The 20505-nt window shown below is 59.0% G+C and carries 20 protein-coding genes, 1 tRNA gene and 1 pseudogene; 11 read left to right on the top strand and 11 right to left on the bottom strand.

What is annotated here, in order from left to right:
- The first annotated feature begins 269 nt into the window (after positions 1–269).
- Positions 270–1455, top strand: a protein-coding gene (locus AB7G19_RS03845) for an IS3 family transposase (protein ID WP_441267725.1) whose coding sequence is annotated in 2 segments (ribosomal slippage) — positions 270–526 and positions 525–1455 — 1188 coding nt in all. Because the reading frame shifts where the segments join, the coding sequence is not laid out codon by codon here.
- Positions 1456–1736: 281 nt separating this feature from the next.
- A complete protein-coding gene (locus AB7G19_RS03840; protein ID WP_354125744.1) occupies positions 1737–3941 on the top strand; it encodes a hypothetical protein in 2205 nt (734 codons plus the stop codon).
- 203 nt (positions 3942–4144) lie between these two features.
- Here the strand turns inward: AB7G19_RS03840 and AB7G19_RS03835 are convergent, their stop codons facing one another.
- The 4 genes from AB7G19_RS03835 to AB7G19_RS03820 form a co-directional block, all read right to left on the bottom strand.
- On the bottom strand, positions 4145–4804 hold the full coding sequence (locus AB7G19_RS03835; protein WP_354125745.1) for a hypothetical protein: 660 nt from the start codon (positions 4802–4804) through the stop codon (positions 4145–4147).
- Positions 4805–4816: 12 nt separating this feature from the next.
- Entirely contained in the window at positions 4817–5512 is a 696-nt protein-coding gene (locus AB7G19_RS03830; protein WP_354125746.1) for a hypothetical protein, read from the bottom strand.
- A 233-nt stretch (positions 5513–5745) separates the two neighbouring features.
- The gene (locus tag AB7G19_RS03825) at positions 5746–6120 is read right to left on the bottom strand and encodes a DUF4760 domain-containing protein (RefSeq protein ID WP_354125747.1); all 375 of its coding nucleotides are present in this window, start codon (positions 6118–6120) and stop codon (positions 5746–5748) included.
- A 65-nt stretch (positions 6121–6185) separates the two neighbouring features.
- Positions 6186–7487 (bottom strand): DUF2235 domain-containing protein, encoded by a 1302-nt coding sequence (locus AB7G19_RS03820; RefSeq protein ID WP_354125748.1) that lies wholly within the window; start codon positions 7485–7487, stop codon positions 6186–6188.
- A 589-nt stretch (positions 7488–8076) separates the two neighbouring features.
- On the opposite strand from AB7G19_RS03820, the gene AB7G19_RS03815 reads away from it, so the two are divergent.
- From AB7G19_RS03815 to AB7G19_RS03800, 4 genes are all read left to right on the top strand, one after another.
- Positions 8077–8775 carry a hypothetical protein gene (locus tag AB7G19_RS03815; RefSeq protein WP_354125749.1) on the top strand — a complete coding sequence of 233 codons (699 nt, stop codon included), beginning with the start codon at positions 8077–8079 and terminating at the stop codon, positions 8773–8775.
- A 653-nt stretch (positions 8776–9428) separates the two neighbouring features.
- Positions 9429–9563 (top strand): hypothetical protein, encoded by a 135-nt coding sequence (locus tag AB7G19_RS03810; RefSeq protein WP_354125750.1) that lies wholly within the window; start codon positions 9429–9431, stop codon positions 9561–9563.
- A 140-nt stretch (positions 9564–9703) separates the two neighbouring features.
- A complete protein-coding gene (locus AB7G19_RS03805; RefSeq protein ID WP_354125755.1) occupies positions 9704–10117 on the top strand; it encodes a hypothetical protein in 414 nt (137 codons plus the stop codon).
- Positions 10114–10680, top strand: coding sequence for a hypothetical protein (locus AB7G19_RS03800; protein ID WP_354125751.1), 567 nt, complete (start codon positions 10114–10116; stop codon positions 10678–10680). The genes AB7G19_RS03805 and AB7G19_RS03800 overlap by 4 nt, the downstream gene beginning before the upstream one ends.
- A 248-nt stretch (positions 10681–10928) precedes the next feature.
- On the opposite strand, the gene AB7G19_RS03795 is transcribed toward AB7G19_RS03800, so the two are convergent.
- A complete protein-coding gene (locus AB7G19_RS03795) occupies positions 10929–11963 on the bottom strand; it encodes an IS110 family transposase (RefSeq protein WP_441267724.1) in 1035 nt (344 codons plus the stop codon).
- Positions 11964–12007: 44 nt separating this feature from the next.
- Here AB7G19_RS03795 and AB7G19_RS03790 point away from each other — a divergent pair.
- From AB7G19_RS03790 to AB7G19_RS03780, 3 genes and pseudogenes are all read left to right on the top strand, one after another.
- Positions 12008–12695, top strand: a pseudogene (locus tag AB7G19_RS03790) (SOS response-associated peptidase).
- A gap of 74 nt (positions 12696–12769) precedes the next feature.
- Positions 12770–13876, top strand: coding sequence for a hypothetical protein (locus AB7G19_RS03785; protein ID WP_354125753.1), 1107 nt, complete (start codon positions 12770–12772; stop codon positions 13874–13876).
- 25 nt (positions 13877–13901) lie between these two features.
- A complete protein-coding gene (locus tag AB7G19_RS03780; RefSeq protein ID WP_354125754.1) occupies positions 13902–14303 on the top strand; it encodes a thermonuclease family protein in 402 nt (133 codons plus the stop codon).
- A gap of 221 nt (positions 14304–14524) precedes the next feature.
- On the opposite strand, the gene AB7G19_RS03775 is transcribed toward AB7G19_RS03780, so the two are convergent.
- Positions 14525–14601, bottom strand: a tRNA-Arg gene (locus AB7G19_RS03775).
- A gap of 142 nt (positions 14602–14743) precedes the next feature.
- On the opposite strand from AB7G19_RS03775, the gene AB7G19_RS03770 reads away from it, so the two are divergent.
- Both AB7G19_RS03770 and AB7G19_RS03765 read left to right on the top strand, forming a co-directional pair.
- The gene (locus AB7G19_RS03770; protein ID WP_063980666.1) at positions 14744–15097 is read left to right on the top strand and encodes a VOC family protein; all 354 of its coding nucleotides are present in this window, start codon (positions 14744–14746) and stop codon (positions 15095–15097) included.
- A gap of 123 nt (positions 15098–15220) precedes the next feature.
- Positions 15221–15514 carry a GYD domain-containing protein gene (locus AB7G19_RS03765; RefSeq protein ID WP_063980665.1) on the top strand — a complete coding sequence of 98 codons (294 nt, stop codon included), beginning with the start codon at positions 15221–15223 and terminating at the stop codon, positions 15512–15514.
- Between the two features lie 57 nt (positions 15515–15571).
- Here the strand turns inward: AB7G19_RS03765 and AB7G19_RS03760 are convergent, their stop codons facing one another.
- From AB7G19_RS03760 to AB7G19_RS03740, 5 genes are all read right to left on the bottom strand, one after another.
- A complete protein-coding gene (locus AB7G19_RS03760; RefSeq protein ID WP_063980664.1) occupies positions 15572–16528 on the bottom strand; it encodes a tripartite tricarboxylate transporter substrate-binding protein in 957 nt (318 codons plus the stop codon).
- A 47-nt stretch (positions 16529–16575) separates the two neighbouring features.
- Positions 16576–16947 carry a dimethylsulfonioproprionate lyase family protein gene (locus AB7G19_RS03755; protein ID WP_028159929.1) on the bottom strand — a complete coding sequence of 124 codons (372 nt, stop codon included), beginning with the start codon at positions 16945–16947 and terminating at the stop codon, positions 16576–16578.
- Positions 16948–16974: 27 nt separating this feature from the next.
- A complete protein-coding gene (locus tag AB7G19_RS03750; protein ID WP_063980662.1) occupies positions 16975–17613 on the bottom strand; it encodes an RraA family protein in 639 nt (212 codons plus the stop codon).
- A 23-nt stretch (positions 17614–17636) separates the two neighbouring features.
- Positions 17637–19154: an AMP-binding protein gene (locus tag AB7G19_RS03745; RefSeq protein WP_231143797.1), complete on the bottom strand. Its 1518-nt coding sequence runs from the start codon at positions 19152–19154 to the stop codon at positions 17637–17639.
- A gap of 155 nt (positions 19155–19309) precedes the next feature.
- Entirely contained in the window at positions 19310–20338 is a 1029-nt protein-coding gene (locus tag AB7G19_RS03740; RefSeq protein ID WP_063980661.1) for an alpha/beta hydrolase, read from the bottom strand.
- Positions 20339–20505 lie beyond the last annotated feature (167 nt).

The following is a 20505-nucleotide window of genomic DNA, read 5'->3' as shown; positions in this document are numbered from 1 at the left end:
TAGCTTGCGCCAACGAGCCGGCGACATAAGCGCCGCAATCGCATTGGGATATGAAAGACCTGACGATTGCTGCGGCGCTCAACAAACGAGGCATCACAGCATCTCTCGCGGACACTCTCAGGCGCGATCCTCGCCCTCCCGGAAGGACTTGTTCTGTTTGAAAGTCCGTGGGCAAACCATGCGCTGCCGATCAAGCCCGACGCTATTGACCTGCCCCTGCCGATTTCCTCCAGTTGAAGTTAGAGTCCGGCCTTCTGAAGGACGGACAGATGAAGCGAGCCAGGTTTACGGAAGAGCAGATTATTGGCGTGCTGCGTGAGCATGAGGCGGGTGCGAAGGCTGCCGATTTGGCGCGGAAGCATGGCGTCTCTGAAGCGACGCTGTACAATTGGAAGGCGAAGTTCGGCGGTCTGGACGTCTCCGATGCCAAGCGGTTGCGGCAACTCGAGGACGAGAACGCCAAGCTGAAGAAGCTGCTGGCCGAGCAGATGCTGGATGCTGCAGCGCTACGCGAGCTTTTGTCAAAAAATGGTAGGGCCCGTCGCCAAGCGCGAAGCCGTCGCGCACCTGCAGGCCGTCATGGGTCTGGCGGAGCGGCGGGCCTGCGGCATCGTCGGCGCTGACCGCAAGATGGTTCGGTACCGATCGTGCCGACCGCCGGACACCGAACTACGCGGCCACTTGCGCGAGCTTGCTAATGCCCGTCGGCGGTTCGGCTACCGCCGGCTGTTCGTGCTGCTTCGCCAGCAGGGCGAGCCGTCCGGGCGGAACCGGATCTACCGTCTGTATCGAGAGGAAGGCCTCAGCGTGCGCAAGCGCCGGGCCCGCCGCCGCGCCGTGGGCACCCGAGCGCCGATACTGGTCGAGGCTCGGCCGAACGCCCGGTGGTCGCTGGATTTTGTCCACGACCAGTTCGCCAGCGGCCGTCGCTTCCGGGTCCTGAATATCGTCGATGACGTGACCCGGGAATGTCTGGCGGCCATCCCCGACACCTCGATCCAGGGGCGGCGGGTGGCACGCGAACTGACGGCGCTGATCAATCAGCGCGGCAAGCCGGGCATGATCGTCTCCGACAACGGCACCGAGTTCACCTGCAATGCCATGCTGGCCTGGTCGGAGGAGAACAAGATCGACTGGCACTTCATTGCGCCGGGCAAGCCGATGCAGAACGGCTTCTGTGAAAGCTTCAACGGCCGGATGCGGGACGAGCTTCTCAACGAAACCTTGTTCTTCGGCCTCGATCACGCCCGCGCCAAGATTGCGGATTGGGTCGGCGACTACAACGGCCAACGCCCGCATTCCTCGCTCGGCTATCTGACCCCTGCGGCCTATGCCGCCTACCTCACCGCAACGTGCGATCGGCTGCGCAACCCCGACCAGCTCCGCCGATCGCACGTTGCTCACACCGCGCCAAACGGCGTAACATCCGCCGAGACTCTAACCGCTACTGGGTGAAACTTCAGGGGCAGGTCACTATGCCGAAATTCTGACTGTCGTCAAATCGAGGCGACGAAGGGGTGGCGCGATAAGCTCAGTCCGCAGTGATCACGCACCGGGAATGACCAATCCACGACCAGGACTGCGAACCACGGCGTAAGCTGGAAGGGACGCGCGGTCATGAAGCGGGTGCCGCTGCTTCGGGCTCAGCGTCGTTCTGTCGCTAGCGCTAAGCGGTTCGTCCCAGCGCGAGCCGTGCTATAAAAAACGAACGAGCGCGGCAACGGAGGAGGGCGACTATGGGTTGCTCGCTTGCACTTGCGCTTATCATTTTGCTCGTCCCTGCAGCCGACACTTCCAGCTTCGGTAAGAAGCTGGAAGAGATCATGTGCGGCGTTTTCTGGTGTCCAGAACCGCCTGCCCCAAAGCTCAGAACAGCGCCATCTGAAATCGATCTCGCGTCGGTTCATGTAGGCATCGGGCAAAAACCCATGGGCTACAAGTTCGTCCTGTTCGCGAGCGGCGCCGGTACAGCGAATGCGTCAGAGGAATTAAGGATCAGGCGCTCCGCCATTCCTCTGCTGAAGACGATTGCCGGCGACCTTCAAAACACATTGGATGGTTTGCCCGAACTGGACATAAAGACCAACGAGGATTTTCAAAGTCAGTTGCCTCGCTACTCGGACGAATACCAGAAACGCGTGCAAAACGCTTTCGATGCGGCCGCACAAGAGTTTAGCGAAAAGTTCGGACCGGTGTCGCGCAACCGGCAACAAGATGCCGTGCTGGCCGTAGCGTTAAGGCCGTGCGTTGCCGCGGGTTGTGCAATCGCCCGACTCAATCCTTCGCCAGCGGCTAGATTCCGGTTCGCACGTTTCTATGAATGGGCGAATGCCATGGGCTTGAAAGACACAAACCAGGCGTACGCAATGGGCCCGACCGGCGCGCTTGGCGCCATCAACGCCCCTCTCGGCAAGCCGGGATGGCATGACGAATTTCAAAATGACGAGTTGCGCGCAGCACTTTTGCGGGGAGTTCAGGAATCGCGCCGGACAAAAACGACGCTGTCCTACGCGGTGGCGGAACTTGTCGGCCTCTCAAAACAGGATGTTGTCCGCCTCGCGGACGTTTTCGATCTGCCCTCCGCAGCGGCGTACCGCGTTAGGGCAAACACGGCCCCGCTTTTAGAAGGCATTTCGGATGAGCTTGGGCGGGCGCGCCTTCGCGAGTGCGCGCTGCTTCGCGGCGAGTTCGAACCGGAAAAGGCAGGAGAGTGCGCCGGCTACACGATCACGCGTAAAGAATTGGCAATCTGCCTTGCCAATGGGGTTTGCGCGCCTTCCTTTGGCGGCAAAGTCGATCTGGGCGCGCTGCTGGCGCGTCCTGACTCAAGCATCGGCGTAGCGGCCGCTTCGGCGGCCTTGCCGCGACTTCCCGTCGGTACGTCCGAAGAGCTGGTACAGCTGGCCAACACGTGCAAACCGAACTCATCGGATGAGGCGGCCGATTGCCTGCTTGAGACGGCCATGCGCAAAAAGCCCGAGACCGCGGAAACCCTGAATTGCGTAAATGACGCCGGGACGAACGCCGTTGCCCTGGCCGGTTGCGCGAAGATCGGAATTCCGGAGGACCAAAGGCGGCGTCTTGCATGTTTTCAGGACAATTCCAAAACCACGACGGATATTGCGCTATGCGCCACAGGCGATCATCTGCCGCCGAACGCGCGGAAGATGATTGAGTGTGCGGAGCACTTCCAGCGCTCTTCAGGCACGCAGGCCGCAATCGCTTGCGCGCAAGCTGTCGGCACGGGGAATCACGAAGCGGATTGCATCCTCCGGAATCAGGGCAATTGGGCGCAAGCGGCTCTTTGCGCCAGCGGCAAAGAGACTCCAAAAGAGGTTAGCGAGGCGCTCGAATGCGCCCAAAAGGAAAATAACCTGACCGGCTTCGGCGTGTGCATGCTCGGCAAGGAACTTGACGGCGAGGCGCAAAGAATAGCCGCCTGCTATGCCGAGGGCCAGGGCGTTCCGACGGCGATAGCGGTCTGTCTCGCCTCCAGCCACCTGACTCAGGACCAGCGGATCGTTCTTGAATGCGCGGCGACTACGAACGGTTCGCCCCACGCGACTGCGGGGTGTGCGGCTGGGAAGATGGCCGCGAAGGAAATGATGAATTGCAAGGGCAAGAAGTACGGCGACGATAACTGCTTCAACGACCACAATGAGATACGAAAATTGTTTGCAAAGATAGGCATGCCGATCGGTCCCAAAAGCGTTCCGGCGCAAGTCATTAACATCCAACTGCAGATGTCGCAGCTGACGGTCGGTCCCCTGCTCGACGCTGCGAACAAGGAGCTTCCGCACTTGATGGAATTTGCGCGGCGGGTGGGCATGACTTACGACCCCAAAAACCCGGAGATCATGATCGCAGGACCGCTCGTCGGGGGCGTCTACAAAAGCTTCAAGGAGCGCCTGAAGCCTTCGCATTGGAAAATCAAGCTCTGAGAAGGGTCGCGCACGGGTAAAAGCGCTTGCCGGTTGCAGCCTGACGGCACTCGTGCGGGCAACGAAAAGGTTGCTTGGATTTTGGCATAGCCGTCGGCGGCGCGGTCTGCGGCGAATGCCGCAGGCTGCGCTAACGCCAACTAAGATCAATCGCCTCCCGACGGATTAAGTTCTGTACCGGCCGACGGATGGGCGTTGCGTGATCAATGAGGTTGCTGCGGCAGCGGGAACTTCAAGGCAGCGCTGTCGGCCGGAAATAGCGAGCCACTTGGCCGATTCATTAGGGCGTTCCAAAACGGAGTTACAATCTCTTTGCGAAAGCAATCTCGATCGTCAAGCGCCGTTAACGGGACAGCAAACAACCACGCGCGTTTGGCCCAAGACTGGTCCTGCTCCTTTTCGTTCTCGTCTAGATACTGAAGGAGCCTTCCTTCCTCATGCGGCACGTAACTCTCGGCCCATAGGGGCCAACCGTCCGTATCGAACTGAAGACTAAGTGGATCATAGGTTTGGTCAGTCACATTGTTTCCCGCGATGAAGACGATCGTTAGAAAGCTTTCTTTTGCATGGGGTAGCACGGTGCGAATGGTGGCGGGGGCGGTCTCTCGGAAGAGGTCCATACAAATTATGAGTCTACCGATCGGTCTATTGTTTCGCGGGCCTTGGGCTAAGACAGTGGCGCTAATAGCCGACCAAACACAAAGCCATTCGTGTTCCGCATCCCTTTCATGCGGCGCCCACCGAAAGGAAGAGAGGTCAAAGCCAGCCGGAGCACTGAACAGATCGCGAGCCGTCTGTTGCAAAGTCGACAACTCGCTTGTCACCCGAACGACGTTCAAGAAGGAATTGTAAATATTGGACATCTGACTCTTTCGTCAAGCGAGGGAAAACAGAGAGGGCGTCACGTCAATCAATTCGGGTAGTGACCATTGCCGTCGCGAGAAGCGATAGGACTCTCCAACTTGGACCTTCTCCAGGTTGAGGTGAGAAAATCCGTTGAAGGTTCCGATGCCAAGCTTCTCGAGGAATGCTATCGCATCGATGCACCAAGCCGCAGATGCTCCGGCCGTCGTTTCCTGACCGTAAGCGCGGCGAAGAGAGGACAGTAGTTGGTACCATTGAATGATAGTACTGCTTGGGCTTTGGAACGCTGCAAGAGCGGCTGTTTTAACCAATGATACATGGAAGGTTCGAGCGCCGGGCCTAGCGCACAGGCGGGCTTGCTCCTCAATTTGCGAGCGCAGTAAATCTGCATCCCATTTTACTTCGACAATCCAGCGCGCAGGCTCTTGGTCAAGCTGCCCCTCGAAGATTAGATCAGGCTCAATCGTGTAAGCATTCAAAGCACCCTCATCAACTCGGAAGCGAGGCCAAAAGTCGATTCGGGTTATTTCAATGGCGCGCGTGGATGTGGGGTGGATTAGCCAAGACAGTATCCTCCCGGCATCTTGCGGAGACATAAACTTGAGCGGAGTGAAGAGCGTGGAGGTAATTGAATCCTCGATCGCTCTGCGCGCGCCATCGACGTAGGTCGGAAGCTTTACCTTGTTCTTCAGATAGGCATCGAGCATTGGCGCCTCTTTAAGAAAAGCCTCTTAGGCTGGTTAGATTAGTTGCTCCAATGGAGGGGCGGCTACTCTTCACGCTACAAAGCCGTCGACCGGCGGTGTTACCAGTTCTTTATTTGATCGCTTGTCGCCTTCTTTCGGCCCATTTGGTATAAAGCTGATGCAGGTCTGAGTAAGTGTATTTGTTTTTTTCCCGTCTTGCCAAGAAATCGAACACCGGTTTGGCATCAGTGTAATTATTGGTGAGCGTATCCCCAGTATGAATAGCACACCTCCGGATCAAGCACTTCTTCCCGAATGCCAACGGCGACCAATTCATGCACATTGAGGTATTTCCGTATCGAGAGGTAGTGCTTACGCATCTGCTCATTGGGGTCAGCGCAGAAAATCTCTACGCTGGAGGCCAGTTTCATCGCTTCAATCCCGTTGTGGAAGTGGTCGTACGCCGTAAGCATTTTTTCATCGGTTTCAGTTTTGAGAAACAGGTCGAAAGCTGCGCGTCGTCGCGCGATGCTGCGTTGAGAACGAATTGATTGAAACGCGAAGTATCCGGCGGTCGCCGCAATCGGCGCGGTGACCCACTGCGGTACGCTCCCAAAGTCTAAAGCCATATCTTCCTCTTCTCGGACGCAACTGGAATTCGCTTGTAACAGTTTGGGATGGATGATCGTGGGGCTTATTGGTCGGGCACGTCTACGCCCGGATCGTCGGCTCGCACGGAAGATTGCAACTGAGCGGGATCGATCTTTTTCCGCTTGGCCCAATCGACAAGATTAGCCGGGCGATACGTTGGATCGGCACGCCACCGCTTGAATACACTCGCGTCTATCGTCTCATTGACGTTGATGTGGCTTCCGTCGTCGCGAACATCCGGCTCACGGCCAATAGTTCTGTAAAGGGGCGACGAAATCCAAGCATAGAATCCGTAGCCGAACGACTTGTAAGAATTGGTAACCGAAGCTTTGAGGGCGTCTCCGTCCAATTCAACTTCGGACCGAAACGTCAACCCTTGCGATTTTGCCTTCTTCATCATCCAGTGAAGGGGCGCTTGTGCAAGAAGGTCCGTCTCGTAGCCGCCGCCGACGTTGGCGTGAGCGCCAACGAACCAGCGTTGCTCTACCCCGGAAACCGGGCGCGGAGGCGCGTGAGGAGCGTTTGGGTCCTTTGGAAGGCGCACATCCCAAAGTGTGGGGGCGAATTTTCCGCGATGCTCATCGATGGCAAGAGCGTGATAACCGTTGAGGATATGGATGCGAAGTCCGGTTTGGAGATAATCAAAGGCGGAGCTACTGATACCGGGGATATTGCCGGCCTCCACGCCAACGGAGCCCACCGTGTCCCACACGCCCACCACTTTAACCTTGGCGGGCTGCGAGTATTTTAGAAGCCACTTCTCTTGCGTGGTTAGCAAGCCAATGTCGTTCGCAGCTTCCTTCTCCTTCAACGTCCAAATGCTCTCCTCATCACCCTTCTTGTAGCGCTCAAAAAGTTCGGTGATACTGATAGGCGAGCCCGCTTTGAGGATGCCGTCAATGGCAATCAGTCCCGCAAGACTGCGCGCGGTATACGCGCCACGGCTGAACCCAAAGATAAAGATTTCATCGCCGTCATTGTAGTTTTCGATAAGCCACTCGTACGCGAGACGAATGTTCTCATCGAGACCTTGGCCGAAAATGCCGCCCCAAAAGCCGTTGACGCCAATTGAATAGTAGATGAGTTGGGGCTGTCCGTCTGCGCCTTTCGACGCGCAGAGTGCCCGCATGCGCCAGACGTTCGTATTGGTATCGACGCTATTCAATGTACCATCGAGAAAGATCGCAAGCCTCTTTTTCTGTTGCTCTGCGCCTGCAAAACTCGGCTGATTTCCGCTTTTTTCCGAAGGACGACCGATGATCACTGCGACGCCAGCAATAGCCACGACAGCAAGCAGAGAGCCGGTGGTGTGTGCGACTCGCTCGACCAACCGAAGTATCTTCATGGTGTAGCCCCTAGTACTGTAGCGCCGTCAGGACGGACGAATCGGTAAGTTTATTGGGGAATATGCCGCTAAGTGCTGTACACGTCTCGCGGGAAGGGCGGTCTGACGGTGACTTAAGCGAGTTATCCCCGGCGGACATAGCCGGCCACTCTAGCGCGGCTGATGCCCGCACAGGCCGCGCCGCCGCTCGTAATGGTCCGTACGACGGAGCTACTTGGCGTCCGAGCGTAGTTCGTTTCGCGCTCGTAGGGGGATGTGAATCCTTACGGCGTTAAGGGTTCGACCGGCATATGGCAAAACTTACGCATCCACAAAATGGAGGATCCAAAGCTGTCACTGCTCGAAAGCTACCGATCGGGTGGGCTGTTGTACGGCGTCGTCGGCCCGCGCCAGGACGACGACTTGGGCGGGCTCGCCGAGCTCCTTAGCCGGCTTCAAATTTATGCCAAGCTCAAAGACGACGGGCGGTCGAGCGGCCTGCGGTCACGCAACGCCCATCGGTCCTACTAGGAGACTACTTGCTATCCTAGTTGTATCACCGCAGAGTTGTGCCTGTAACGCGAACGGCATTTTGATGAGCGGGGGCTGCATGAAGACAGAAATCGTTGTTGCAATCGTTGCTGCAGCAGCATCCATCGGAGCAGTGATAGTCACTGCTATCACCAGCAACCAAGTCGAAGAATTGAAGATCGAGGCTCAAAGAGAGAAGGAGCTTTCCGGGTTTCGGGAGCCGCTGGCGCGGGCCGCTTATGACCTTCACAGTAGGATTCATAACATCCTCGAGCAAAACCTGATTGGTGCGTTTGTCGCGAGAGGCGATGAGCGAGAGAAGACATATGTCATCGACAATACTGCATTTCTGGTTGGCCAGTATCTCTGTTGGACCGAACTGACGCGCCGCGAGATTCAATTCATCGATTTGGGCAGCACGGAAAAAACGCGGAGACTTACAAAGCTACAAGATCAAATTTCCCACCTCTTTGGCACCGATCAATACGAAAGGCCGTTTCGTCTGTTTGCTGGCGAGCAGCGGGCAGTCGGCGAAGCGCTGATTGAAAACGGTACTAAAGGACCGCAATGTATAGGTTATGGCGCGTTCCTGAGGCATTTTGACAGCGGCGCGTATCCCTTCATTGATGGGCTTCGCAAGGATGTGTCGTCTCTTGAACAGAACCTTGAGGCGGGAAAGGCGCGATTAACTGAATTGAATAACGCGCTAATCGATCTTCTAGACTTGCTTGATCCAGATTATGTTCGGTTTGATAGAGACAAGCGAACTAAAATCTAGATCGCAATGCTGCGTAGTCGGCGGTGTCGGATTCCCCGGGGCAAAACCAGCTCCCGGACCGGTGGGTTTGTTCGGCGAAATCCGACTACAGCGGCAAGAAAAGTTAACATTCGGCAAGGAACCCAAATCCCGGCCGTGCTGTTGTCTATTCATCACAGAACGGATCGTGGCTTGTATCGGTGATGAGAACGCAATTAGCGCTCCCCCCTTCCTCTAACGGAAAGGAGTCTCAGCGGCGGCGTTTCAAACAACACCTTCCGCTTCAAGATCGACTGGCCGAATGGGCGGAAAAGATCCTAGCAACGGCCAGTGCGCTACCACTTGGCCCCGAGCGAGATGTCCTCATCAGGAAGACTCGCCAAGCTGATGTTGCAGTCAATCTAAACGATTGGGCCAACTCACCCGGCTTGTAGCCGCCGAGATGAGACGCAATGATCGAACAACCCCATACCAATGCGTATTCAGTCCACGCACGCATCTGCCTTGGGATTGCAGCCTTTGGCGCCGCACTGTTTGTCGCGGCGCTGTTCATGGGCATGCGGTAAGGCCGGGTACTGACCCCGAGTCTCCTAAGTTGACTCCAAGGGTGTGCTAATCCGCAAAACCGTTGATATGGCTCAACGGCCGCTCTCGGTCCGCCGGAACCATCATTTATGACCAAGCCCAAGGAACAGATCGCGGCGCAAGAGCATAAGCCCTCCCCCTTGGAAGAAGCGCACCGGGTAATCGTGGAATACGCGGCCAACCTGCGCGAGATTATTCGGAAGCTACGCCAGAAGATGAATTAAGGCCGCCTCGGTTGGCGGCCTTTTCGATTCTGATCCGCAGATTGCCCACACCCACGACAGCCGGTAGGTTGACGACCTTCCAGCGCCCAACAGATTGATAATTTGCGTAGGCCGTGGCGTTGCGCTTTCTCTATCGCCTCATGTCCACCAAATCCCGCCAGTACCTGTTCGGCACCCAGATAAAAATGTCGGCCGAGCGCGCCAAGGAAGCGCGTAAGGAAGCCGACAAGCTGGCTTGCGAGGCATGGAATTATCGCATGCTTGGCTACAAAGGACCGACGCAGCCCTCCCCGACCATCGGTGACGCGATCAATGCCGGGTACCTATATCTCGAAGTGCGTTGCCTTGGGTGCGATACGAACCAGACTGTAGCGTTGGACATCGTTCGGCGCGCGAAGACGACACCGGTACATGAGTTGGAACGCTACCTGCGTTGCAAGGACTGCTCGGCGGTGCGAGGCTATGCGTACAAGCGGAGTGCATTGGTGGCGCTTAGGCCAACGAAGATTTCGGCAAGTCACCCGCCGTCAACGTGGTGGCCAGGAGAGAGATGAAGTTCACTTTATTATTTGAGGGCGACATTCCCCCACGACGAAAAGGGTCACATGATGAGATTCACAAGATTCGTTGTGACCTTTCTCCCCAACTTAAGGCGCTCTGGGATTTTCCGCCTCTCGCAGACGAGGCCAAGAAGTGGCTCAAGCACGCAGACGAGAATGGTGGTGATTACGCTATCCTAGAGAAACGCGGCGGAGCCGTCTTTGCGCCGCTGATCTCAAAAAGAAACGATCTTCACTGCGAGCTACGCATAAAGTTTCTACGCCAACAAGCCCCAGGCCAATTTATCGCCGATGGCGGTGACATCGACAATCGTATGAAGACCTTTTTGGATGCTCTATCCGTACCTCCTCTTGCTCAAGCGAGCCTGTTCGCGCAGTTTGCATCGGAGGAGCCGATATACTGCCTAATGCAGGACGACGGATTGGTGACAAAGCTAGACGTAGAAACAGATCGGCTTTTGAGGCCAACAGAAACTAGATTTGGTCTGGTTGCGATAGTCGAGGTGAATGTCCGGGCGACGAGACTCACTTTTGCAAATATTGGAGTCTCTGGCTAAGTGTGCAACCTCTTGTCTGATTGCGGTTGCTGGCACAAGGGTTCAGCTCGTTACCGACAGCCTGCGAGGCTCGCTCTTGTCTACGAGGTCGACGTTCATAGCCGCCTCACGATGGTAGTCCGAAGATCGGGAGCTGCTATCTATTAGGCGCGTGCTGCAGGCACAGAGGTTGCAGCGCAGTCACCCCGACCTCGTCCTCGCAGGACGTCGTCCCGCCTTTTCGGCGGATCCGCTGAATTGCTAATTGATCATGCGGTCGCCTCCTCGCGGGTCCATCGGAACTCGCTTCCATCTGCCCAGATCCGATGCATCACGATCGCTAATTTTCGTGCGACTGCTACGACCGCTCGGCGAAGGCCGCGTCGCTTGGCCACCCTTACACCCCAAGCTTTCAATGCGGACCAACGCTTGGTGCGGGTTAGAAGTGCAAGCGCGGCCTGATAAAGTATGATCCTGAGCATCACATCGCCACACCTCGAAATAGCGCCATTCCGATCGGTTTCCCCAGATGCGTATTTGCGTGGCGTAAGGCCAAGATGCGCGCCAACATCGCGGGAGCGTTGAAAGCGATCCGGGTCATCAATGGTTGTTAGAAACGTGATTGCCGTCAGTGCACCTACGCCCGGTATCGTCATGAGCCGCTGACATGTCGGTTCGCGGCGTACTATTTCAAGTACCATCTTGTGCAGGACGCCGTACTGTTCACGCAGCGCGGCTCGAGCCACAAGCATTGGGCGCAGCATCGCCGCGAGTCGTGGATGGCCATCTGTGAGTTCATTAGTCTGCTGCTCAAACGTCGCTTGAGGTATACGACCAGATAGCTTTAAGCCGAAGACGCGTAAGATGCCGCGAATTTCGTTCTCGATATCGATCTGCTTGATCAAAAGCGTCTTGCGATTGTTGAGAAGCATTCGTAGCTCCTGGCTCACGTCACCCTTGATATGAACAACGGTGTACCAGCCGACCCGCATTACCTGTGCAATGGCGCGAGCGTCGTTTCGATCGGTCTTAATCGGCATCGTCTTAGTCACGCCACGCAGTCTTCGGGGATCGATGCAGACTGTGTGTAAGCCGGCAGCACGCAGTTCGCTGTACAGCCAACGAGCGAGACCACCAATCTCAATCCCGATCTTGACAATGGGCAATCCGCTTTCGTTGAGCCAGGCAACAATAGCCTCCGGTTCCGAAAGTGCCTTGCCCTCGCGAATGACGACGCCATTCTCGTCCACAACACAGATAGCCGTCTCCTTTAGCGAAACATCCAGACCGACATAGTGCTTCATGTTCCCGCTCCTGCTGCCACCGGCTCGCCGGCTTCCCTTCCAGGCTGAGCCTTTCGAGCAGCAACCGCAATCACCCCATCTACAGCATCACCACCAATCAAGCCGCCATCGCTGCGCTCTTCCGCGTCGTCAATCGCTACGTGGGCAATCTTGCGCCGATCCCCGGGGCCTTTCCCGACTATCCCGCCCCTGTAGTCCGCAACACCGAGAACGGTACCGAACTCGCTCTGATGCGTTGGGGTATGCCACCACCGCCGCGTACTGGCGGCCCACCAGTCACGAACATTCGCAACACTTCATCACCTCATTGGCGTGGCTGGCTCAAGCCAGAGAACCGTTGTCTTGTCCCGTTCAACAGCTTTGCCGAATATGCGCCCGAAGCAAACCCGGAAACAAAAGAAGAAAGACGTGGTGTGGTTCGCGTTGAACCAAGACAGGCCGCTTACTTCGTTTGCTGGAATTTGGACCGTTTACACCGGTGACCGTGGCACGAAGTCTAAGCCCGTGCCTGGACCACACAACGTTTATGGATTTCTGACCACCACGCCCAACGCTGTCGTCGAACCAATTCACCCAAAGGCAATGCCGGTGATCCTCACGACGGATGAAGAACGCGAAGTTTGGTTGCGCGCACCTTGGGACGAGGCGAAGGCGTTGCAGCGGCCATTAGCGGATGACGGGTTGATCATTGTCGCGCGGGGCGAGGCGAAAGAAGAGGTTGCGGTGACGTGAATGCGGCTAATACTTGACGCCGCTTAAGTTTTTGGAAAGATGTCGCGCCAACCTTAAGGGGAAGGGGGAGTTCCATGCGTGCTATAATTGCCGCACTAGTTCTGTTCGTTACTATTGTGAATCCGGTCCAGGCACGCGGTCCCTACGGCAAAATATCCGTAGCCGGATGGTCGGGTGGAGCTTTCACGGACGATAAGACCGGCCAGTTCTCGAACTGCATTGCGAGCGCGAACTACAAGAGCGGCATCAATTTTGGGGTTCTTGTCACCAAGAATTACAGTTGGGTGCTCGCGTTCACACACCAAAGCTGGAATCTATCCCAAGGACAAAAGTTTCCGATCGTTCTGAGTTTTGATGGTCGGAATACATTCAACGTGGATGCAGCGGCCATATCGGGAACGATGGTTTTCGTTCCGATGCCAGACAATTCTGCTCTGATTAAGAGTTTCCGCGCCGCACGGACTATGTCTGCGTTTGCCCAAGGTAATCTTTTTCAGTTTGATTTGAGCGGGACTTCGGTTCTCATTCCTGCGCTCGTAAGCTGCGTGAAGACGATTAATGCCGGAGGTATCGCAGCAGCCAGCGACTTTACGGCGGCGGTCGCTGCGAATATCCCGCCCAAGCCAATGGGACCAACCGCGTCGCCAACCACAGCATCCAGCTTGGAGCCAACACGTCCCCAAGAAGGCTCGGCAGAATTGCAGTTGGAGGCAATGCAGCTCGCCTCAAACTTTATTCTCAAAGCAACGTCATTGTCTCATCCGAGCCTAGTTAGCCGGTCTCAGACGCCTGTTGCGCTTGCATCGACCGGGGCGGCTTGGAAAGCCGACAACGCAACCGGCTTCGTTCGTATTATTCCTCCACAGCCGAATGTCGCTGGTCTTGACGTAGCTGCCGCTATCGTCGGAAACGATGCAAAAGACTGCAAAGGAAAGTTTGCTTCCGCGCGTAATAGCGAGCTTATCGATAGTGAAGTCGTTTTCCGGGGCATGTCCTCTTGCGAAGACTCTGAAAAGTCAGCGATAGCGGAGTACTTCATCCTTCCGCGCAAGGCGGGAGGGTTCATCATGTTTTCGGTGATATCACCGGCGAAGACGATCGGCCAACAGATCCAAGGTCAACAGCGTGACGAGTTGAATGCTGGTTTCCGCAAAGCGGCCTACACCTCGATAACTCAATGATTCAGTTTTCAAGCCGCGCCGTTCTATGAAGCCGGCGCAGACGTGCGCGATCTTTTTGTGGTTGGCTATTGGTTGTCCGACGATAGCAAGTGCTGGTGAACTCACCGTCGGGGCCAGCATCATCGACGGCGACACGCTCGAAATCCACGGCGCGCGCATTCGGCTTTGGGGCATCGACGCGCCCGAAAGCGATCAACCTTGCCGTGGTGACGATAGCTTGCAGTATCGCTGCGGTGCGAAGGCAGCGAACGAGTTAGATCGATTCATTCAGTCACGCCCCGTGGTTTGCGTACCGGTCGATACCGACCGATACGGCCGGACGGTTGCGGCATGTTCGGTCGGGGGCGTCGATCTTGCAGGGTGGCTTGTCTCACAGGGCCGCGCGTTGTGGCCGCGTTATTCAAAAGGCAAGTATGCTCAAGCGTAACATAAAGCTGAACGCGACGAGCTTGGTGTTTGGACTGGTAGCTTTGCTAAGCCGTGGATTTATCGGGCTTGCGTCCGGGCGGGTGGCGTTGGCTATCTTCCTAAAACAAATAAGGCAAAATTGCAGGGCTGCCGGCCTTTTGCCGTTACCCCATCCGTTACCCGGTGAGCGAAGTTCGCATTTTCGCGCACCGAATTACCGGGCTAAGCAATTGTAAAACCTGGCGATCCCGGCATGACTCGAACATGCGACCTACGGTTTAGGAAACCGCCGCTCTATCCGGCTGAGCTACGGGACCGCGGAACCCGCTGGTATGGGTTCGATCCCGTCATAGCAGAGCAAAATGCGGTTCGCCAGCCGCAAGGCGGGCCGGATCATCGTCAACCTGAACGGGGCGGCTATACAATCGCTTCCAGGCCCCTCTCGGCGGAGCAGCTCACATGATCGAAAGCATCAGTGCCATCACGCTCGGCACGCATGACATGGGGCGCGCCGTGCACTTCTACCGTTCGCTGGGGTTCGAGCTCCTGTATGGCGGCGAAGCCGCCGCATTCACCAGCTTTCGCGCCGGCACCGGCTATCTCAACCTGACGGCGCAGCCGGACGACAAGCGCTGGTCCTGGTGGGGCCGCATCATCTTCTACGTCGCCGATGTCGACGGGACCTACGAGCGCGCACGCGCCGCCGGATGGCAGCCGTCGACCACGCCGCGCGATGCAGAATGGGGTGAGCGCTACTTCCATCTCACCGACCCCGACGGCCATGAGCTCAGTTTCGCGCGGCCGTTGTCCTGACCGAATAAGTCACATCCGCTGACGTTCCCAACGCGCAGTAGCGCTGTCTCAGCCGCCGTGGCAAGCTCGGCGCGGTTGCCTCAAGCGAGAATTGGATCTGGGTTCTAACCAGGGAGGACGACCATGGTAACCTATGTCGTGCTGGGAAGCTTCACTGATCAGGGAGTCCGCAACGTCAAGGACTCGCCGAAGCGGGCCGACGCCTTCAAGGAGATGGCCAAAACGTTCGGCGTGACCGTGAAAGAGATCGTCTGGACGCAGGGACGATATGACGTTGTAACCGTTCTCGAGGCTCCAGATGAGGCTGCCGCGATGTCGCTCAGCCTTAGTCTCAGCGCACTCGGCAATGTCCGCACCGAAACGCTGCGCGCGTTTTCGGCGGCAGATATGACAAAGATCGTCGGCAAGATGCTCTGACGCTCAAGCCCGCGCGAGCGCACTGGACCCGGGATGGCAATCCCGGGAATAGGCCTCTCATGCCCTGATATTGTTCTCGCGCACCACCTTGCCCCAATAGGCGACCTGCTTGTCGAAGAAGCTCTTGAAGGCGGCGCCGTCCTGGAGCAGCAGCGTCATCTGCTGGGTCTCCTTGAGCTGGGCGGCGGTCGCGGGCTCGCTCAGGATCTCCCTGGACGCCGTCGCCATGGCCGCGACGATATCCGGCGGCGTGCCCGCGGGCGCGAAAACGCCCCACCACGCCAGCGTCTCAAAGTCCGGAAAGCCGGCCTCGATCGCGGTCGGCGTATCCGGTAAGCCCGGCAGCCGCTCGCGGCCGAGTTGCAGGATCGGCCGCAGCATGTTGGTGCCGAGTTGGGCCGAGACCAGCGCCGCCGATCCCGCGATCAGATCGACATGGCCGCCGAGCACGTCGTTCATCGCCGGGCCGCCGCCGCGATAGGGCACGTGCATGATCTCGACGCCGGCCTTGGTGCCGAGCACCGTCATGGCGAGATGGCCGAGCGTGCCGATGCCGACGGAGGCATATTTCACCGCGCCGGGCGTCGCCTTGCAGGCGGCGACCACGTCGGCAAAGCTCTTGTAGGGACGGCCGGCGCCGGCGGCGATCACGTAGGGCGCGGTGCCCACCAGCAGCACCGGCATCAGCTCGCGCTCGACATCGACCGGCGGCTTGTCGAGGATGGACGGGATCACCGCGTGGGAATCGAAGGTGACCAGGAACGTCGAGCCGTCCGGCGGGCTCTTGGCAACCTGCGCCGCGCCGAGCGCGCCGGCGGCGCCCGACTTGTTCTCGACCACGACGATGCGGTTGAGTTTTGTCTGTAGATTGGCCTGCAACAGCCGCGCCATCGCATCGGTCGATCCGCCCGGCGGAAACGGCACCACCAGAGTAATCTTGCCGGCCTGCGCCACCGCTGGCGCGATTGCGAGAATAGCGGGCGCTGCCAGCAGCGTGCGTCGTGTGATCGTCATAGTCCCCTCCCCTTTGGTTTTGCGCCTGGCTTTTTGCTCTTTGGCGCTTAAGTCGTGCCGAAGCCCGACCCCGCTTTTTTGTATTCTGGCCGTGGTGGACTGAAAATGTCCAGCACGCGGGCCCCATCGGGGCCGGCGCGCATCGTGTGCGGCACATTGCCGGGCGTGCGCCAGAAATCGCCCTTCTTTACCGGAATTTCCTCATCGCCCTGGACGCGGATGGCGGAGCCGTCGAGCAGCACGCCCCATTGCTCCTCGGGATGATGATGCAGCGTGCCCTGCGCATGCGGGGCCAGCGTCACCACCGACAGCATCGCCTGCTCGCCGGAAAAGATGCGCGTGGTCACCCCCGCCGCGAGCTCGCGGAAGAGGCCATCGCTGGGATCGTCGATGTTGTGAAATTCGTCCTTCTGGCTCAAGCCGCCCTCCCCTTCATTCTGATCCGATCAGGATTTGCCATAGGAGCCCTGGTAGCGGCCCTCGCGGATCGCCTTCATGGTCTCCTCCTCACGCGCGACCTGGGCGCGGACGGCTTCCAGCAGCGCCGCGGCGCCGGCGGCGGGGAACGACACCACGCCGTCCTCATCGCCGACGACGATGTCGCCGGGCGAGATGACGCTGCCGCCGATCGTAACAGGCACGTTGATCTCGCCGGGGCCGTTCTTGTAGGGGCCGCGATGGATCACCGCGCGGGCGTAGCAGGGAAAGTCGTCAGCGGCGAAGGCCGCGACATCTCGGATCGCGCCGTCGATGACATAGCCTTCGGCTTTGCGCCACTGCGCGATGTTCTTCATGATCTCGCCGACCAGCGCGCGCGTCTCGTCGCCACCGCCATCGACCACGATGACGTCGCCGGGACCGACCAGTTCAAGTGCGCGGTGGATGGCGAGATTGTCGCCGGGGCGGGTGCGCACGGTGAAGGCCGTCCCCACCAGCTTGCCGCCGCGATGATAGGGTTTCAGCCCGACCGCGCCCGGCAACCGGGCGAGATTGTCTGAAATGACCGAGGTCGGCGCGCCGCGAAAACCCTCGATGATCTCGGCCGGCGGCCTCGGCACGCTGTTCGCTGCGATGGTGATCGTCATGTCTCAATCCTTCTGTATTCTTCTTATTCGGCGTGCGCCCGCGCCTTCGCCGGCCGAATCCGGAAGGCGCGCCCTTCCTTCATCCACGCCGCGCGCTCGTCGCGCAACAGGGTGCGGCGAACTTTTCCGGAATCATCGCGCGGCGGGGCGCTGACGATCTCGAAACTCTCGGGGTGCTTGTAGCGGCTCAGCCTGTCTTTCAAGAAGTCCGCCATGCCGTCGGCGATGGCCTGGCCGTCCGCGCCAGGTTCGGGCTCGACGATGGCATGCACGCGCTGGCCCAATTCCGGATCGGGCAATCCCACCACCACGCAGGACCGCACACCGGGGCATTCGGAGACCGCGGCCTCGACCTCGGCCGGATAGATGTTGGCGCCGCCGCGCAGCACCATGTCGGCGAGACGGTCGCCGAGATAGAGATAGCCTTCGGCGTCCAGCCGGCCGATGTCGCCGAGCGACTCCCAGCCGTCCGCGCGGCGCTTCGGCTCGGCGCCGAGATAATGATAGGTGGCATCCCTGCCGTCATTGTTGAGGAAATAGATCTCGCCGGTCTCGCCGGGCGCGACGTCGTTGCCGTCCTTGCCGACGATGCGCAAGCGCGCCATCTCCCCGATCTTGCCGACCGAGCCCTTGTGGGTCAGCCATTCCGTGCCTGATATGATGCAGGAGCCCTGGCGCTCGGTGCCGCCATAGAGCTCCCAGACGCGCTCAGGGCCGAGCCAGGCGATCCAGTTCTCCTTCAGCCAGGGCGGCATCGGAGCCGCCATGTGGAAGACGGTCTGAAGGCTCGACATGTCGTAAGAGTTCCGCACGTTCTCCGGCAGCGCCCAGATTCGGTGCATCATGGTCGGCACGAAATTGACCCATTGCACGCGCTCGCGTGCGATCTGCCGCAACGTCTCCTCGGCGTCGAACTTGACGAGGCCGGTAAGCTGGCCGCCGGTGAACAGCGCGTAGTGCGACACGATGAACGGCGCATTGTGGTAGAGCGGACCGGGATTGAGCAGCGAAACCCCGAATGGAATGTTGAGCGGCGGCGCGGCGACGGTGTCGGTCACGGCCGGCTGATGATCGAGGATCACTTTCGGCCGGCCGGTCGAGCCGCCGCTGGTCATGGCTTTCCAGTAGCGAGCCACCGGCGGATCGAGCGGCTCGTCCGAAAAACCTTCCGGCACGAAATCCGCCGGCAGGCGGTTCGGCGCGTTCCAGTCGGCCTCGCCGCCGACCACCAGCGCGGGCTTCAGGATGTCGAGCACCGCGGCGGCTTCGCCGCGCGGCAGCCGCCACGACAGTGACGTCGGCGTCGCTCCGCACTTCCAGACCGCAAACGAGGTCTCGAAGAACGCGTTGCCGTTAGGCAAACCGATTGCGACAAAGTCGCCGGGCTTGACGCCCTTGGCCATGAACGCCCGTGCGCGCCGATTGGCGCCGCGTTCGAGCTCGTCCCATGTCAGCGTATCCTGCCCGTGACGGACGGCGATCGTGCCTTGCGGTTTGCGTTGAGCGTACCAGCGAGGCACGTCGGACAGGGGCAGCAGCATCAGGTGTTTCCACTTCGTCTTCTTGGCGTCGTCTCAGGATGAGGCGTCGCGAGACGAAGTGTAACAGCCGGAGCCAACGCTTCAAGGGATCTGCCTTCAAGGGATCTGGCTTCAAGGCATCTGCCTTCAAGAGATCTGCCTTCAAGACGTCCGCATCAGCGCTCCGCCCCGCAGCCCGGAATATCGAACAGCGCTGCGAGGCCGCATTTCGAGGTCAGCATCTTGTCGCCGTCGTGGCCGACCCCGGCGACGTCCCAGACCCGGTGATTGGGCGTGCCGCGGTCGCGCTTGGCCATCGCATCCGCATAAGCGTGGCCGCGGGCGTAGCGCGTGGGACCTTGCGCCTCGGCCATGCAGCTCTTGTCCAGCGCAGAATGCTTCGGATTGGTGTCGAGCGTGCCGAGCAGATAGATCACCTCGCGCTCGACATAGCGCTGCTCCAGCGCTACCGGCGTTGCGTTCGCAAGATAGGGCGGACGCCCGTCCATGCCGTATTTCCAATTGTTGTAGCCCGGGCAGGATGCGGCGATCGCCGGCACGGGCCGCGTGTTGCTGAAATAAGCGTAGGAGGAGGGATTGGCGACAACGTAGCGGACATCGATATGCTGGCGCGACAGCGCCGCCTCGCCTTTGCCGGCGATGGCATAGCGTTGCGCGACCTGGCCACCGCCGGAATGGCCGGCGACGACGACCTGCTTCAGATTCGGGAAGATGCGCCGGTCCGAGAGTTTTACGAGGATCGCATCGAGCGCATCGAAGGACGACACCGGATTCGGCGCCAGCGCGGCGTCGCCGCCCTCCCATCCCTCCAGCGACCAGCGCAACGTATCCGCGGGCAGCCTGTGCGCGTCGATATCGATCTCCGCCAGAAACTGCGGGACGATCATGAGCGCGCTCTTGCCGTCGTCGCCCGCGGCAACCTGCGCAGTATGGGCCGACATGTAATATTCGTCGGCATTGCGCAGGCGTCCGTGCAGCACGATGATGGCGCGCGAGATCGCCGGCAGCGGCAGCGACCAGTCGCTGGAGAGATAGAGCGGCAGCATTCCCTGGCCGCCGACCGAAAGCCGCGCGTCGGCGATCGCCCTCACCGGCTTGCGGTTGGGCGCTTCTTCGTCCGCCGCGAACGCATAGCTGGAAATGAACGCCAATGTGATTGCGGCGAGGCGGGCCAACGCTCTCATGACGGATATTCCCCTTCGAATTCAAACCAATAAAGTCTAAGCCGATCATGTGCCGCGCGGCTGTGACTCCCGCGCCACGTCAAGCAAAAAATGTCAGCATTGCAGCCATGAAATTCCCGAGTTCCACGGGTGACAAGCCGGCGATAAAGGGGCAAAAATCGGACCCG

The sequence above is a fragment of the Bradyrhizobium sp. 215_C5_N1_1 genome (assembly GCF_052075935.1).
Taxonomy (GTDB): Bacteria; Pseudomonadota; Alphaproteobacteria; order Rhizobiales; family Xanthobacteraceae; genus Bradyrhizobium; species Bradyrhizobium barranii.
This window is presented reverse-complemented; position numbering and strand designations above follow the sequence as displayed.

Coding starts and splice junctions, on each gene's coding strand:
- AB7G19_RS03840 (WP_354125744.1), top strand. CDS start 1,737: ATGGGTTGCTCGCTTGCACTTGCGCTTATCATTTTGCTCGTCCCTGCA.
- AB7G19_RS03835 (WP_354125745.1), bottom strand. CDS start 4,804: ATGTCCAATATTTACAATTCCTTCTTGAACGTCGTTCGGGTGACAAGC.
- AB7G19_RS03830 (WP_354125746.1), bottom strand. CDS start 5,512: ATGCTCGATGCCTATCTGAAGAACAAGGTAAAGCTTCCGACCTACGTC.
- AB7G19_RS03825 (WP_354125747.1), bottom strand. CDS start 6,120: ATGGCTTTAGACTTTGGGAGCGTACCGCAGTGGGTCACCGCGCCGATT.
- AB7G19_RS03820 (WP_354125748.1), bottom strand. CDS start 7,487: ATGAAGATACTTCGGTTGGTCGAGCGAGTCGCACACACCACCGGCTCT.
- AB7G19_RS03815 (WP_354125749.1), top strand. CDS start 8,077: ATGAAGACAGAAATCGTTGTTGCAATCGTTGCTGCAGCAGCATCCATC.
- AB7G19_RS03810 (WP_354125750.1), top strand. CDS start 9,429: ATGACCAAGCCCAAGGAACAGATCGCGGCGCAAGAGCATAAGCCCTCC.
- AB7G19_RS03805 (WP_354125755.1), top strand. CDS start 9,704: ATGTCCACCAAATCCCGCCAGTACCTGTTCGGCACCCAGATAAAAATG.
- AB7G19_RS03800 (WP_354125751.1), top strand. CDS start 10,114: ATGAAGTTCACTTTATTATTTGAGGGCGACATTCCCCCACGACGAAAA.
- AB7G19_RS03795 (WP_441267724.1), bottom strand. CDS start 11,963: ATGAAGCACTATGTCGGTCTGGATGTTTCGCTAAAGGAGACGGCTATC.
- AB7G19_RS03785 (WP_354125753.1), top strand. CDS start 12,770: ATGCGTGCTATAATTGCCGCACTAGTTCTGTTCGTTACTATTGTGAAT.
- AB7G19_RS03780 (WP_354125754.1), top strand. CDS start 13,902: ATGAAGCCGGCGCAGACGTGCGCGATCTTTTTGTGGTTGGCTATTGGT.
- AB7G19_RS03770 (WP_063980666.1), top strand. CDS start 14,744: ATGATCGAAAGCATCAGTGCCATCACGCTCGGCACGCATGACATGGGG.
- AB7G19_RS03765 (WP_063980665.1), top strand. CDS start 15,221: ATGGTAACCTATGTCGTGCTGGGAAGCTTCACTGATCAGGGAGTCCGC.
- AB7G19_RS03760 (WP_063980664.1), bottom strand. CDS start 16,528: ATGACGATCACACGACGCACGCTGCTGGCAGCGCCCGCTATTCTCGCA.
- AB7G19_RS03750 (WP_063980662.1), bottom strand. CDS start 17,613: ATGACGATCACCATCGCAGCGAACAGCGTGCCGAGGCCGCCGGCCGAG.
- AB7G19_RS03745 (WP_231143797.1), bottom strand. CDS start 19,154: ATGCTGCTGCCCCTGTCCGACGTGCCTCGCTGGTACGCTCAACGCAAA.
- AB7G19_RS03740 (WP_063980661.1), bottom strand. CDS start 20,338: ATGAGAGCGTTGGCCCGCCTCGCCGCAATCACATTGGCGTTCATTTCC.